This window comes from Herpetosiphon giganteus (assembly GCF_016907925.1).
In the GTDB taxonomy this organism is placed as follows: domain Bacteria; phylum Chloroflexota; class Chloroflexia; order Chloroflexales; family Herpetosiphonaceae; genus Herpetosiphon; species Herpetosiphon giganteus.
The window spans coordinates 104,826-118,752 of sequence record NZ_JAFBCZ010000016.1 but is presented as its reverse complement, the minus strand read 5'-3'; the positions used below and the strand labels follow the sequence as shown (position 1 = coordinate 118,752).

Here is a 13,927-nt window from a genome sequence, read left to right as displayed (position 1 = left end):
AGCACGAAGATTTAAGCTCTTCGCGCTCTTTGCATTTAAACCGCTGTCCAAGGCATTAATGTCGCAATCACCCGCTCGATATGGCGCTCTAGTTCGGCCTGCTCAAGAATATCGATTTGGGCCAAGGCATTGCTAAAGGAAGCCAGCGCCAAAGGCAAAATCCCCAACGAAATGACCGCTAACAAAAAAGTTGGGTGGCTAAATTGTTGAAATTTGCCCTCAGCCCGCATTGCCTCAAAAAATGGCTGCATCATGGCGCTCAGCGGGCGTAGCTGTTGCATAAAATAATTCAAGCGTTCGCCACCGCTAATGCTTTCGTGCACCATCAAGCGTGGAACCTCGCAAAAACTGGCCGAGAGCCGAATAATCGTGGCAACCGAGCGTTGGATTACGGCGCTTGGCTCGTGTTGCTCAGCAATTGCAGCATCAACCAAGGGCAAGAGCGCGGCCAAATATTCCGCCAGCGCAGCATCAACCACCGCCTGCCAAATTGCCTCTTTCGAGCCAAAATGATGGCGCAACAAGCCATGCGTCACCTCGGCATGGCTGGCAATATCGCGCAAGCTGATGCCTTCGAACCCTTGCAACGCAAATAAATGGCGCGCGCTAAGCAAAATCCGCTGGCGAGTTTGTTGGGCCGTGCTCTCCGATTGGCGGCCACTGAGTTTTTCATGTGCTTGGTTCATGGTTCATCGATTCTAGCCTAAAAATCACTCTTGACAAATTATGCTATCCGATTGTATAGTCACTGTCAAATACTACACAAATGGATAGCATAAAAATCAAAAAGGAAATGCTGATGACTGAAACTGCTTTGAAAAACAGCGTCTTGATTGCGCCAGGCCCACGTGGACGCTTGTTGATTGGCAATTTACACGATTTTATTGATGATTTTTTGCAGACGATGGATCGCGATTTTATTGCCTATGGCGATATTGTGCGCTACCGTATTGGCTCGCGCGTGATGCATGTGGTTTCAAATCCGCATTATGCTCAGCATATTTTGGTTGATCATCAGCGGGATTTCCCTAAAGTTGGTGGCAATGGTGGCTTAGAAATCATCGCAGGCAATGGCTTGATTTCCAATCCCAGCCCTGAATCGTGGCTAGTACAGCGCCGCATGATGCAGCCGATGTTTCATCGCAAGCGCCTTGCAGCGATGGGCGAAAAAATCGATGCTGCCGGAGCGCGCATGCTTCAACGCTGGCAAGCCTTGCCCAATGCAGCGCCGATCGATATGAACCACGAGATGTTGCAAGTAACGCTCGACATTATTATGCAAACGATGTTTAGCGCTGATATGCTGGGCGAAGTTGGCAAATTGGCTCCAGCGGTCACGGCGGCGGTTGATTATGCCAATTATCAAATTTTCAATCCATTTAGCTTGCCGTTGCCATTGCCAACCCGCCGCAATCGCGCCTATATGCAAGCACGCAACGTGCTTGATAGCATGATTTTTGGCTTGATTCAGCAGCGAAGGGCTGCGAGCGAGCCGGTTGGCGATTTGCTCGATATGCTACTTGAGGCCCAAGATGCCGATACTGGCGCGCGCATGAGCGATGAGCAGATTCGCGATGAAGTGCTGACGATCTTTGCTGCTGGCCACGAAACCACCGCTAACACCTTGACCTTTGCTTGGTATTTACTCGACGAACATCCCGAAATTCGCCGCCAATTGCAAGCCGAGCTTGATCAAGTGCTGCAAGGCCGCGCACCAAGCGTCAACGATTTGCCAAATTTGCCCTACACCAACCAAGTGTTTAAAGAGGCAATGCGCTTGTATCCGGCAGCGCCAATTACTGGGCCACGTCGCGTAACCAAGCCAACTCAATTTGGTGGCTACGATTTGCCAATCGATTCGCGGGTAATCGTCAGCATCACCAATTTGCATCGCCATCCAGCATTTTGGGCAAACCCGTTGGAGTTTGATCCAACTCGATTTGCGCCCGCTGCCCAACAACCACGCCATCATTTAGCATTTATGCCATTTGGCGCGGGGCCGCGCAAGTGCATTGGCAATAATTTGGCCGAGATGGAAGGCGCACTCTTGTTGGCCTGCGTGGCGCAACATTACAACCCGCAACTGCAAACTGGCCATCAGGTTCAGCCCGAAATGGCCATTACGATGCGATCCAAGGGTGGTATGCCAATGTTGCTCAAACGGCGCTAAATTGGTGTTCCCTCACCCCAACCCCTCTCCCACAATAATGCGGGCGAGGGGCTTTTGATTGAGTTTCCAGCATTCAGTAAACAACGAGCTAAAAAATACTTGGCAGCTAGTTGTGGAACTAGGTTTCTTTCAACAATTTATAATCGTCGGGATTATCGAAGCCAGCGATCCAGGCGGCTGCTTGATGGCAACTGCGCATCGATGGCGGCACGCGCAAAACATAGCGACGGTCGGTCGAAGGACATTGCACCGCCAAACACACCAAATCTTCATCGTTGGGCATGGGCATTTGCAGCAACCGCCGCACGCCACCAGTATCGCGATCGCGATCAAGCTCTTTGGCTTCGGCTTGGGCAAAAAATTCTTCGTAGCCTTTGCGTTCAAGCAGCACGCGGCGACGCTCAACATTCACTTCGTCGATAATTTCGCTGACGCTGATTGTTTCTGGTTGGAAGGCAATGCGCTCATCGATTGGCACGCCATTCCAGCGCAATTGGCTCACTTGGCTATCCTCGGGCAAGCTGGTAATTTCGGTATTGCCCAAATCGAGCCACGAATGCACCACCAAGCTTGCTGGTAACTCGGTGAGGCTGCTGCATCCACGCACGCTTAATTGGGCTAATTCGCCAAGCCAAGCTGGCAAATTGGGCATGTTGATGCAGTTGCGCGCCACAATTCGACCAACGCTGATGCGGCCTGCGCTTGGCCAACGCCGAAAATTAACACAATCGGTCAAATCAAGAAAGTTGACATCAATACCTTCGGGCAAGCTTTCGAGCGCACTGCAACCGCGCAACACCAACGAGCCAACCTTCAGATTGCGAGGCAAGCTTTTGAGCTGAATATTGTTGCTGAGATTAAGCCGATTTTGCACATGCACCAAGGGCAAATGCTCAAGGTTGGTATTGCGTAAATCCAATTCAAAGCAGTGCAAACCTTCGGGAATGCTGGTCAAACCAGTACAACCACTCAAATCCAAGCGGCCTGCGTGTAAATCGTTGGTCAAATAACGCAATTTGGTACAATTTTTGGCTTCAATTGCGGTTGCAACAATCCCGCGTGGCAAAAATTCAATATCTTTATCCAACACCAACGTGCCACTAATTGGCTGGCCACCAAGATCTTCAACACCAGCGCGAATTTGAGCTAAGGCTGTGGCGGCAGTCATCATTTCATCGTGCATTGAACTATCCTCAAAAGCTGGTGGTAATGGGAAAGCATTACCACCAGCCGCAGCATTAATCAACAACCCGCCGAATTTCTTGCGGTGAATATTCGCGTTGCATCCAGACCCGATAGTTGCCGCGTGGCAATTCGATCATGGCATGTTCTTCGTGAATCAATTGGGCGTTATCAGCGGTCACTTCGACGAACAGTGAATCGCCGCGTTGCCAAAGCGCAACCGTATCGGCCAATTTGAAACGATGGCTATGGCCAGTGACTTCGCCATAAGCCAAAGTTGAGCCATTGCGCGGCGTTGCATCACTTGGAATTTGATCAATTGCTGCGATGAGGACATCACCATGTCGCCACATTTGCAAGCCCTTTCTGCTCAGCTGAGCACTAATGCCGCTGCGAATGCTGCCGTTCCAGCGACCCTTCCTGAGCTAGTATAACGCCGCGCCGTGTCAAACAATGTCACAGAATATTTTATAGACTATCCATTTATCGCCTCCCTTCCGTCCCTCCGCTGGAGGGAAACGCAGGGGGTTTTCATCCCCCTGCACCCCCTAAAGGGCAATTTGTGGGCATCAGGAGATGCTTGATGAACTTAACGATCTGTGATTTACATGAGGAAACCTATCAACGATGCTTGGAAACTCACGAGACAAATTGGGGGTGGAAAACAAGCTGTTGCTAAGGAGGAATAGTTGGGGAAATCAAAGGGCATCACGTGCAACATCGAAGCTAAAAAGCGATGCCCATTGCCCAATTTAATCAGGCTTACGAGGCATCGCTGCTACAATACCAACGGCCAACCACGGCGACGCTCACGCCGCTGCTATCGGTAACAACCAAGTTTACCCGACCTGTGCGGCCAAGCGTACAACCACCATACACCGAGCTACCAGCATGCTGCATAATGTCTGCATTCAGCCCAGCACTCCACGTATAACTATAGAGACCGGTTCCACCGATCGCGTAGGCATCGCATGCAAACGCACCACGATTATGCTGAATACCATTGCTATAACAGTCAACTCCAGCGGTCAACGGCCCAGCCAGCGGCGCTGCTGCCGCCGGAACCAAGGGCGCTACGGCCAAAACACATGTTGCAACCAACAAACCAACCAACCGCCGTGATGTTTTGAGCATTGCCAAATCCTTCCATATTCCAGCAAATTTCCTAGCTAGGTACGTAGCTCAAGATTATTATTCATTTGACAGTGTTAATCAATAGGTACTTCATGAATATTTCATTAATAAATATTAACCACACCAACATTAACCTTCTTGACAATCAATAAAGTATACGATATGCTTAGGTTGCTAAGTAATAAGGTTTGTATGTCAAAACCAATTCGCTACTTAAAACTCAGCTATATTCTCATGCGCAAGGGTTTAGACGAAGAACTAAGCGCCTATAATCTGACGACTTCGCAATTTGAAATTTTGGGCTATCTGTATGGTGAGGCTCAATTAGAGCAACAACAACTCCAGCAGTATAGCGGCGTTACTCCAGCAACCTTGACGGGAATTTTGGATAAATTAGAGCAGCGAGATCTCTTGAGACGAAGCCTTAGTCATGATGATGGCCGCGCCAAAATAGTTGGGCTAACCGCTGCTGGAGATGCACTAGTTGGGCAATTAATCGGTGTTTTTCATTCTTTCGAAGCAAAAATGCTCCAAGGCTTTTCAGCCGCCGAGCAGGCCTTATTCACCGATTGGCTTCAGCGTATTGCAGCAAATTTAGGCTATCACGAGCCTGATTAATTTTTTTGACATATATTTAGCATCCTAATTAATTTATCAACTTGGAGAACTTAATGAATGTGGTTGTAACTGGGGGAACCAGCGGAATTGGCGCGGCGGTCGTGCGCGAACTGAGCCAAAATGGCCAGCGTGTGAGCTTTATTGGGCGTAATCGTGAGCGTGGTCAAGCGATCGCTGCTGAAACAGGCGGCCATTTTATACAAGCCGATTTATCGTTGCTCCGCGAAACGCACCAAGTTGCCGCGCAATTCCAAGCGCCAATCGATAGCCTAATTCTCTGTGCTGGTGGTATTGGCTCAAAAGCAACACCTCTCGTTACGAGCGAAGGCTTTGAAACCGTGTTCGCTACCAATTATCTGAGCAAATTTAGCTTATCACAACAGTTACTCCCACAATTAACTACCAATGCCAGTATTGTGATGGTTAGTGGGAATAGCCGTTACAACCATGCTTCAACTGCGTGGCAAAGCCCCGAAAAAGGCTTGCGAGCGGCGTTAAAAGCAAGCCTAGCGCTAGATTTATATGCTCAGCAGCTTGCCAAAAACCAGCCAACGCTCCGTATTCATACTTGTTATCCAGGCATGGTTCGCACTAATTTATTTAAGCAACAGGCGTTGCCAGTACGGCTATTGATAGATTTATTTGGTCAAGCGTCAGCCCAAGCCAGTAGCTATCTCACGCGGCTCATTTATGAACGTCATGAGGGAGTTCATTGGCACAAAACCAGCCCAATGCAGCTTCATTTGCCGCCAACCGCTGCTGATGTAGCGCTTGAACTATGGAATTATAGCCATAGCCTGCTTGCCAAATATAGCTAGGAGTTACCAATGAACTACAAACTTGGATGGTTAGTTGATCAGCACGTTTTAGCGCTTACTCATTTTACCTCGGCTATCACTCCTGAGGAGTTTCATGCTATTTTGGCTGAAACTCAAACCTATTTACAGCAGATTACGCATCCTTTTCAGGTAATCATTGATAATCGTATGATCAGCGATCGAAATGTTGCATCACTAGCCATGATTATGCAAGCTTTTCCAAGCTTAAACCATCCACAATTAAGCTGGATTGTGATGATTTTACCTGAGCCAATTAAACATACCGCGGCTCAGCGTCCAATTCAGCAGCATGGAACAATTCAATTAATCTATGTTGAAAATTTGGTGCAAGCATTTGATCATGTACAGCATGTTGAACCAAACATCGACTTAAACCAGCGTGACCAAGGCTTTTTCGATCAGCCCTAACGCAGGCGTTGCGCCAATAGGCCTTTGACCAAGCCAAGGATCACAAATGAGATAACTAGCAGCAGCAGGGCCAAAACCAGCGCCACATTTAGATCTTGCTCAAAGCCTTGGTAAATTGCCAAAGGCATGGTTTGGGTGCGGCCCACGAAATTGCCAGCAAAAATGATGGTTGCCCCAAACTCACCCAACGCTCGCGCCCAAGTCATCACGGCTCCGCTCACTAGGCCTGTCCACGCCAAGGGAATGCTGATAAACCAAAAAATTTGGCGCGCATTAGCTCCATCAAGCGCCGCTGCATCCTCAAGATCATGGTCGATGGTGGCGAAGGCAGCACTAGCAGCTTTGATGTAGAACGGCGAGGCCACAAACACTTGCGCCAACACCACCGCAGCCGTCGTAAAAGGCAATTCAATCTCAAGGATGCGCAGATATTGCCCAAGCAAGCCACGCCGCCCAAATGCCATCAACAAGGCAATGCCCGCAACCGAGGGCGGCAAAATCATCGGCAAATCAATCAAGGTATCGAGCAAGCTTTGGCCGCGAAAGCGCGGACGCGCCAGCAAAATCGCAATTGGCGTACCAAAAAGCAGCGTAATGAGCATACTGCTGCTGGTGGTCAAAATGCTAAGGCTGAGGGCTTCGCGGACTATTTGCTTGCCAAAGGTGCTAGCTAAAGCAGCAACTGGCACGCGTAGCGCTAAGGCAATTAATGGAATCAGCAAAAAGCCCAGCAACGGCAAACTACCAAGAATGAGCCAAAATTGACGACCAAAGCGCTTGTTTCGCATGAATCTTCCATAAAAACAGGATAGGCTACAACCTATCCTGTTGGTCTATTTAGGCGATGATGAGCTTTATTCTACCCTGATTTTGACCAGCTTTTTAATTTGGTTGGCGTTCATGGCACTTGGCACAATGCTGGTAAAACTGCCATCACTATCAAGCGCAATAATCGCCCTTGGATCGGCAGTTAAGTCGGCAATTGGCACAACGCATTGGTTGCCATCGCTGCCAATAAAAGTAAAGGTTTTGGCATCGGCCTTGGGTTGAATTTGAATCAACAATTGGCCAATGCCTAGGCCACGAAAACGCTCATCAGCAAACTCGACTTGTTGGAGTTCGTAGGTTTTGAGCAAATCGGCGGTCAACGTGAGCGGAGTCGTCAGATTGCCTTCGATCAGCAGTTGGTTGGTCGTGCTCGCTGGAGCATCGCTGACGGTGATAAAGCCATAACGCCGCAAAATTTGCTGGCCTTCAGTCGCCAAAACCCGATCGATAAAGGCTTGAGCTAAGCTTGGGTTGGGACTATTTTGGGTGCTTGCAATCGGATAGGTGGCGATCGTATTCAGCTCATCAGGAATTGTCAACGTGCCAATGCTACCATCGCTAATCGACGCGGCATCGGTGGTATAGACAATGCCTGCATCGGCCTCGCCAAGCGAAATTTTGCTCAACACGGCTTTGACATTGGCCTCATACGAAACCACATTCAACAGCACGGTTGGGCTATAGCTGGTGTCATATTCGGGCAAAGCAGATGCTTTGGCCAGAAAATCCAAGGCATAATTGCCAACTGGCACGCTGGCACTGGCCAAAACCAGTTTTAAATTGGGCTTGGCTAAATCCTGCAAGCGTTGAATTTGGCCAGGATTATCTTGGGGATAAATCACAATCAAGCGATTACGGGCAAATGGCTGGCGCGCTGCATCGTTAATTACGCCAGCATCAACCGCAACTTGCATTTGTTTCGAGTTTGCGGAAGCAAAGACATCAGCGGGCGCACCTTGTATCATTTGGGTTGTCAATTGATCGGAGCCAGCAAAATTGAAATTAATCTTCGTGCCGGGATGGCTTGTCTGAAATTCGTTGCCAATTTCAGTAAATGCGCCAGTGAGCGAGGCTGCCGCAAAAACATTAATCTCGCCATTCAAACTTGGCGCGCCGTTGGTTGGGTTGGCGGGGGTTGTTGGCGCAGGGGCGTTTGTAGCACCACAGGCCAATAACCCAAGGCTCAATCCGAATAATCCGATCTGCCGAAGTAGCTTCATTCTCAACATCCTTATCCAGCCCCACAATCAGGGTTTATTGCCGTTTTCAAGCGCCTAGCATACCACGTTAATCAAGTAAGAAGGAAGAATTATGAAGGATGAAAATCAAAGGCGGATTTGGAATTGCGAACTTGATCCACGAAGGGCACGAAGGAACACGAAGGACGAAACCGCAAAGAGCACGAAGGGGAAGTTTTAACGCAGAGCCGCAGAGGCAGTGAGGCTATGGGCTATCGGCTATCGGGAGAATAGGTGGATTCGGCGAAGAAGCTGGGGATTGAATACATACCCGATTCCCAGCCCCTAGCCCCCGATCCCTAGTGCAAAACCGCGAAGAGCACAAAGGCTATAGGCTGTTGGCTATAGGCTATTGACGTTCCCAACAAATCTCCGCTAGCCTAACGCCTCCAACCGATAGCCATGATTTTTCGCCACAGATTGGCACAGATTATTCAGATTATTGTTCTGTCCGATAGCCATCAGCCAAAAGTCTATAGCCCTTCATGCTCTGCGCCTCTGCGTTAACATACCGCTCCCCAACTCCCTCTGTTCTATGTTCTCTGCTCTATGTTCTTCATCCTTCATCCCTCATCCTTCATCCTTCATCTAGTCGCGCCACCACGTGGTTAAGCCAGCGGGCTGACTTGGCTCGACTGGCTGGCCAAGTTGCGGCGTGAGAATGGCGATCGGGCTGCCTTCAGCGGCTTTGAGCAAGCGCTCAATCGGCTCATCCCAGGCGTGCAGCGAGAGGCAATATGCGCCCCAATGCACGGGCAACATCGTGCGAGCTTGCAACATTTCGGCTGCTTGCAAGGCTTCTTCTGGCTGCATATGCACGCCTGGCCACGCAACATCGTATTGAGCCATTTCGATGGTGGCGAAGTCGAATGGGCCATAGCGTTGGCCAATATCCTCAAAGCCAGCAAACATGCCGCTATCGCAACCAACGTAAATGCGGGAGCTTGGACTCATCACGACCCACGAAGCCCACAGCGTGCTGTTGCGTTTGATCCCACGGCCTGAGAAGTGCTGAGCTGGCACGGCGGCAATCGTCAAATCAAATTCGGCCAAATGCAATTCTTCCCACCAATCAAGCTCGTGGATGCGGCTGCTGGCAACGCCCCAATGCTCCAAATGCTCGCCAACTCCTAGCGCTGTGACGAACGGCATCGTGCCCCGCGCCAGCCAGCGAATCGTCTGTTTATCGAGATGATCATAATGGTCGTGCGAAAGCAACACCAAATCGATTGCTGGCAATTGCTCAAGCGCAATCGGCGCATTTTGAAAGCGCTGCGGCCCAATGCCTTGAACTGGCGATAAATGCTTGGCCCAGACCGGATCGGTCAAAATCGTGATCCCGGCAAATTCGATTAATAAGGTTGAATGGCCGAGCCACGTCACCCGCAAGCCCGATGCTGGCGGCGTTTGATGAAAGCTTTGGCCAGGCCATGCACTTGGCAGTGGCTTGTTTGGCCGCCGCTGTTCCTGGCCAAAAAATTGGCGCTGCAAGGTCGAAAACATCGAATTAGCTTGCATCATCGTGGTTGGATACAAATTTTGAAATTGGTTATTGCGATAGTATGGCGATGCCAAAATACGTTGTTTTCGACTGCGCATGAGCGTTCCTCAAACAGAAAATGTAGCTAAATTGAGCATAACACGCTGGCAATCGAATATTCTGCCAGAATGATGAATAAGTTGTGATCAACCATTAACGGCGATTCTTTGGGGTACAATGAATTGCGATGTTGTGTTGTGAGGATCTTCAGCAATGCCTATTTTTGAACCAATCGGCCTCGCCTATATCGAGCTAGCCTTTCGGATTAACCAACATATCGATGGCTATGTTGATGCTTATTCTGGCCCAAATTATTTGCGCGATCAAGTAGTGGAGAGCGCTGTTTGGCCAACCAACCAACTGGTGCAGGCCGCCGACCAACTGCTTGAACAGATTGAAACCAGCGATTTGCCAATTCGCCGCCGCACCTATTTGCGCAAGCAAGTTGCAGCCATGGCCACAACCTGTCGCCAATTAGCAGGCGAGCAGTTTGATTACCGCGAGGAAGTGCGACGCTGTTTCGATATTGAGCCAGCGATGATCGACGAAGCACTGTTTGAAGAAGCAATCGAAGAACTTGATAGCTTGTTGCCAGGCCAAGGCGACGTGCTTGAGCGCACGCAAACCTGGCGACGACAATTCGACATTAGCGGCGAGCAAGCACGCCCGTTGATCGAGGTGATCGAAACTGAATTGCGCAGCCGAACGTTGGCCTTGTATCCCTTGCCTGCCAGCGAAAAAGTCGATTTCCGCTTGGTCAACAATCAGCCATGGAGTGGCTATAACTGGTATTATGGCAATTATCATTCGGCGGTTGATATTAACACCGACTTGCCAGTTGCGCTCAACGGCTTGACAAGCTTGGTTGCTCACGAAGCCTACCCGGGCCACCACACCGAACATTGCATCAAAGAACGTGATTTGTATGCAGGCCGAGGCTGGGCCGAGCACTCGATTTTTTTGCTCAACACACCAGAATGTGTGATGGCCGAAGGCATCGCCAATAGCGCAGTAGGAGTGTTATTCACGCCCAAAGAATTGGTTGAGTGGCAAGCCCAAAATCTCTATCCCAAGGTTGGCATCACTGGCGATCCCGCCCAAGAACTGCGGATTAACCTTGCAATGAAAGCCTTAGCTGGGGTGGCCGGCAATGCAGCCTTATTGCTGCACGCCGAAGGTCGACCTGCCAATGAGGTTGTTGATTATTTGGTGCGCTATGGCTTGACCAGCGAGGAACGTGCCCAGCATCGCATGCGCTTTATCAGCGCTCCATTGTGGCGGGCCTACATCTTCAGCTATTTCTATGGCGAGCAAATGATTAACCGCTGGTTTGAAGGCGGCGATCGCATCGAACGCTTTCGTACCTTGCTCAGCGAGCAAATCTATCCATCGTTGCTTGAGCAATGGGTGATTGAGCAAGCGAACCAGTGTTATAAAGGTTAATTTGGGTTCCCTCACCCCCCAGCCCCCTCTCCCACGAAAACGCGGGCGAGGGGGAGCATCGATTTTAACCACGCATTGCCACGGAACCGCAGGGTTATAGCCCCTCGCCCGTCGGACGGGAGTGGGGTTGGGGTGAGGGGAAGTGTAGTTTAACCAAGTTGCTGATTAAGCCAATTGACCACCACTTGCAAACTATCGAGATTTATTTCGTGGCCCATGGCAAATTCATGGTACTCCAACTGCACCGGCAAGGTTTGCAGAAAATCGCGAATCGCTCGCCCATACTGAATCGGAATCACCTCATCGTAGAGGCCATGGACGGCTAAAATTGGCTTGTTGGCAATATGCTCGCGGTCGGTTTGCGGCCCAACTTCGGGCATCCAACGGCCACTCATCAAAATGGTGCCCGCAATCAGTTCTGGTTTGGTCAGGGTTGCGCCCAAGCTCATAATTGCGCCCTGCGAAAAGCCACCCAAATAGATTCGCTGCGGATCGCAATCGTAGGCGCTGCATGCTTCGCCCAAAAAGCGCTGCACTGTTTCCCAACTTTGTTGGGCTTGGTTGGTATCGATATTAAATCCTTTGGAATGCCACTGAATATCGAACCACGAAAAACCACCAAATTGGTAGCGATGCGGGGCGCGAGCAGCAACCACACATAAACGCGGGTCGAGATATTGGGCCAATGGCAACAAATCGCGTTCGTTCGATCCTACACCATGCAACATCACCAAAAGCGGGGGTTTGCCATTCGCACTTGGTTGACGAGGTTTGGCAACCTCGTGAGTGAGCGAAAATTGACTCATACTACTTCGTTACTCCTTAGGCCCAACGGCGACCGCCATCAACAAAGATCGTTTCGCCAGTAAAATAGGGCGCTTCAACGATAAATCGCACAGCTTTGGCAATATCTTCGGGCACGCCAAGCCGTTTGAGTGGAATTTTATTCAGTGCATTGCCATCGTCTTGCCAACCATCGGGCAAGAGTGCCACGCCTGGCCCAACCGCGCCAACCCGAATCTTGGGAGCCAAGGCCAAGGCCAAGCCACGCGTCATCATAATAATTGCTGCTTTGGTCATGCCATACGGCACAAAGCTAGGCCATGGCACTTCGCCGCCAACATCAGCAATATTCACGATTACGCCATGCGCTGGCATCAATTTGGCGGCTGCTTGGGCACAGAAAAATGGCGCACGCTGATTAATCGCCATCAACGAATCCCATTCTTCGACAGTCACGCTGCCAACTGGCGTGCGCGGAAAATCGGCGGCACTATTGACCAACACGGCCAGCGAGCCACAACGGCTTTCAATCGCGGTAAACATGGCTTCAATCGCCGCAACATCACGCAAATCGGCGCTATAAGCCCATGTTTCACGGCCAAGCGCTTGAATTTCGCCACAGGTTTGCTCGGCCTCAGCGTGCGAGGAATTGTAGTGAATAATTAAATCGTAGCCTGCGCTAGCTAATTCCAAGGCGATAGATTTGCCCAAGCGGCGCGCGCCACCAGTCACGATTGCCCAACCATTACTCATAGATTCTCCTCGGCCTGCTTCTGAAAAATCAACAAAAATTGATGTACCTGATTGGCGACAAAACTATAGGGATAGCCAAACGGATACAACATTGCACTTTGATCGTACCAAATCCGATAGCCACGATAGCGCAGTTGCGACAACTGATACAACGCTGACACAATATCGGCATGGAGCATGTTATGATGCTCTGGAGTTGGTTGCAGGTCTTTGACAAATAAGACCAAATGACCGCCAACCCGCAATGGTTGCAAGCTTTGCGCCACAATCTTGGTGAGTTCGCTCAGGAAGGTTGGGTAATCCACATTGCCCAAATCAGCAGGATCGTCGGTGAAGGGCGTGGCAGCAGCATTGCCCTGTTTACGGCGCTGGCCAGTTCGCGCCCGACTGAGCATCGAGCTATAGGGCGGGTCGGTCAAGACCAAATCAAATTGCTGTTGCTGAATGCTTGGGCTAGTGAGCAATTCGCGGGCATCGCCCTGCAACACTTGCAAGCGTGGCAAAGCCAAGGCATCAGCCGCTTTGCCATACAATTCAATATACTGCTGCGATAATTCAATGCCGATTGCTTGGCGTTGGGTTTGGGCGCAAGCGAGCAAGGTTCCACCAACTCCGGCAAACGGGTCGAGCACCCAACCGTTTGGTTTGGTAAAAAACCGAATAATTTCGCTGAGCAAGGCTGGTGGTTTGGGCGATGGATGCGCTTTGCGAATGTGATGCGCGGCTGAGGCAGAGCCACGGGTTGGGTAGGCACTGGCTAAAACTGGCCCCGACCAAGCTGCCCATTCTTCAGGCGTTAAATCATTGAGTGGCGTTGGCGGCGTACCAGTAAGCGCAATCGATCGCGTTGCATACAGCCATTCGCGGCCCAGCAAATCGTTTAACTGGTTGCGGTGGTGCGGCTGTTGCGCTTCTGAATCGCTCATAGCGGCTCCTTCTTTCGCTAACACAGGCTGGCGCTATTGTAGCATTGAACGAGTCGGCTTTGATT

The 13,927-nt window shown here is 50.3% G+C and carries 15 protein-coding genes; 5 read left to right on the top strand and 10 right to left on the bottom strand.

Annotated features, from left to right (window positions below; all coding sequences use genetic code 11):
* Window positions 1-35 precede the first annotated feature (35 nt).
* Complete coding sequence (locus JOD20_RS15490) at window positions 36-686, bottom strand: TetR/AcrR family transcriptional regulator (protein WP_204756139.1); 651 nt, start codon at window positions 684-686, stop codon at window positions 36-38.
* 113 nt (window positions 687-799) lie between these two features.
* Here JOD20_RS15490 and JOD20_RS15485 point away from each other — a divergent pair, with 113 nt between their 5' ends.
* Window positions 800-2,170: a cytochrome P450 gene (locus JOD20_RS15485; RefSeq protein WP_204756138.1), complete on the top strand. Its 1,371-nt coding sequence runs from the start codon at window positions 800-802 to the stop codon at window positions 2,168-2,170.
* 118 nt (window positions 2,171-2,288) lie between these two features.
* Here JOD20_RS15485 and JOD20_RS15480 read toward each other — a convergent pair whose 3' ends face one another.
* The 3 genes from JOD20_RS15480 to JOD20_RS15470 form a co-directional block, all read right to left on the bottom strand.
* Window positions 2,289-3,353, bottom strand: coding sequence for a DUF6745 domain-containing protein (locus tag JOD20_RS15480; protein ID WP_204756137.1), 1,065 nt, complete (start codon window positions 3,351-3,353; stop codon window positions 2,289-2,291).
* Between the two features lie 55 nt (window positions 3,354-3,408).
* Window positions 3,409-3,705: a hypothetical protein gene (locus JOD20_RS15475; RefSeq protein WP_110515137.1), complete on the bottom strand. Its 297-nt coding sequence runs from the start codon at window positions 3,703-3,705 to the stop codon at window positions 3,409-3,411.
* Window positions 3,706-4,114: 409 nt separating this feature from the next.
* A complete protein-coding gene (locus tag JOD20_RS15470) occupies window positions 4,115-4,486 on the bottom strand; it encodes a hypothetical protein (RefSeq protein ID WP_204756136.1) in 372 nt (123 codons plus the stop codon).
* Window positions 4,487-4,678: 192 nt separating this feature from the next.
* Between JOD20_RS15470 and JOD20_RS15465 the strand changes: the two genes are divergently transcribed.
* Genes JOD20_RS15465 through JOD20_RS15455 form a run of 3 tightly spaced genes read left to right on the top strand, consistent with a single transcriptional unit; the run spans window position 4,679 to window position 6,351 of the window.
* Window positions 4,679-5,104: a MarR family winged helix-turn-helix transcriptional regulator gene (locus JOD20_RS15465; RefSeq protein WP_204756135.1), complete on the top strand. Its 426-nt coding sequence runs from the start codon at window positions 4,679-4,681 to the stop codon at window positions 5,102-5,104.
* 53 nt (window positions 5,105-5,157) lie between these two features.
* A complete protein-coding gene (locus JOD20_RS15460; protein WP_204756134.1) occupies window positions 5,158-5,922 on the top strand; it encodes an SDR family NAD(P)-dependent oxidoreductase in 765 nt (254 codons plus the stop codon).
* Between the two features lie 9 nt (window positions 5,923-5,931).
* Window positions 5,932-6,351: a hypothetical protein gene (locus JOD20_RS15455; RefSeq protein WP_204756133.1), complete on the top strand. Its 420-nt coding sequence runs from the start codon at window positions 5,932-5,934 to the stop codon at window positions 6,349-6,351.
* Here the strand turns inward: JOD20_RS15455 and JOD20_RS15450 are convergent.
* From JOD20_RS15450 to JOD20_RS15440, 3 genes are all read right to left on the bottom strand, one after another.
* On the bottom strand, window positions 6,348-7,139 hold the full coding sequence (locus tag JOD20_RS15450) for an ABC transporter permease (protein WP_204756132.1): 792 nt from the start codon (window positions 7,137-7,139) through the stop codon (window positions 6,348-6,350). The genes JOD20_RS15455 and JOD20_RS15450 overlap by 4 nt on opposite strands.
* Before the next feature lie 66 nt (window positions 7,140-7,205).
* Window positions 7,206-8,399 carry a molybdate ABC transporter substrate-binding protein gene (modA, locus tag JOD20_RS15445; protein WP_204756131.1) on the bottom strand — a complete coding sequence of 398 codons (1,194 nt, stop codon included), beginning with the start codon at window positions 8,397-8,399 and terminating at the stop codon, window positions 7,206-7,208.
* Window positions 8,400-9,005: 606 nt separating this feature from the next.
* Entirely contained in the window at window positions 9,006-10,016 is a 1,011-nt protein-coding gene (locus JOD20_RS15440) for an MBL fold metallo-hydrolase (RefSeq protein WP_204756130.1), read from the bottom strand.
* 154 nt (window positions 10,017-10,170) lie between these two features.
* Between JOD20_RS15440 and JOD20_RS15435 the strand changes: the two genes are divergently transcribed.
* Window positions 10,171-11,400: a hypothetical protein gene (locus JOD20_RS15435; RefSeq protein ID WP_204756129.1), complete on the top strand. Its 1,230-nt coding sequence runs from the start codon at window positions 10,171-10,173 to the stop codon at window positions 11,398-11,400.
* 149 nt (window positions 11,401-11,549) lie between these two features.
* Here JOD20_RS15435 and JOD20_RS15430 read toward each other — a convergent pair whose 3' ends face one another.
* Genes JOD20_RS15430 through JOD20_RS15420 form a run of 3 tightly spaced genes read right to left on the bottom strand, consistent with a single transcriptional unit; the run spans window position 11,550 to window position 13,862 of the window.
* On the bottom strand, window positions 11,550-12,206 hold the full coding sequence (locus tag JOD20_RS15430) for an alpha/beta hydrolase (protein ID WP_204756128.1): 657 nt from the start codon (window positions 12,204-12,206) through the stop codon (window positions 11,550-11,552).
* A gap of 16 nt (window positions 12,207-12,222) precedes the next feature.
* Entirely contained in the window at window positions 12,223-12,936 is a 714-nt protein-coding gene (locus JOD20_RS15425; RefSeq protein WP_204756127.1) for an SDR family oxidoreductase, read from the bottom strand.
* Window positions 12,933-13,862: a DNA methyltransferase gene (locus tag JOD20_RS15420; protein ID WP_204756126.1), complete on the bottom strand. Its 930-nt coding sequence runs from the start codon at window positions 13,860-13,862 to the stop codon at window positions 12,933-12,935. The genes JOD20_RS15425 and JOD20_RS15420 overlap by 4 nt, the downstream gene beginning before the upstream one ends.
* Window positions 13,863-13,927 lie beyond the last annotated feature (65 nt).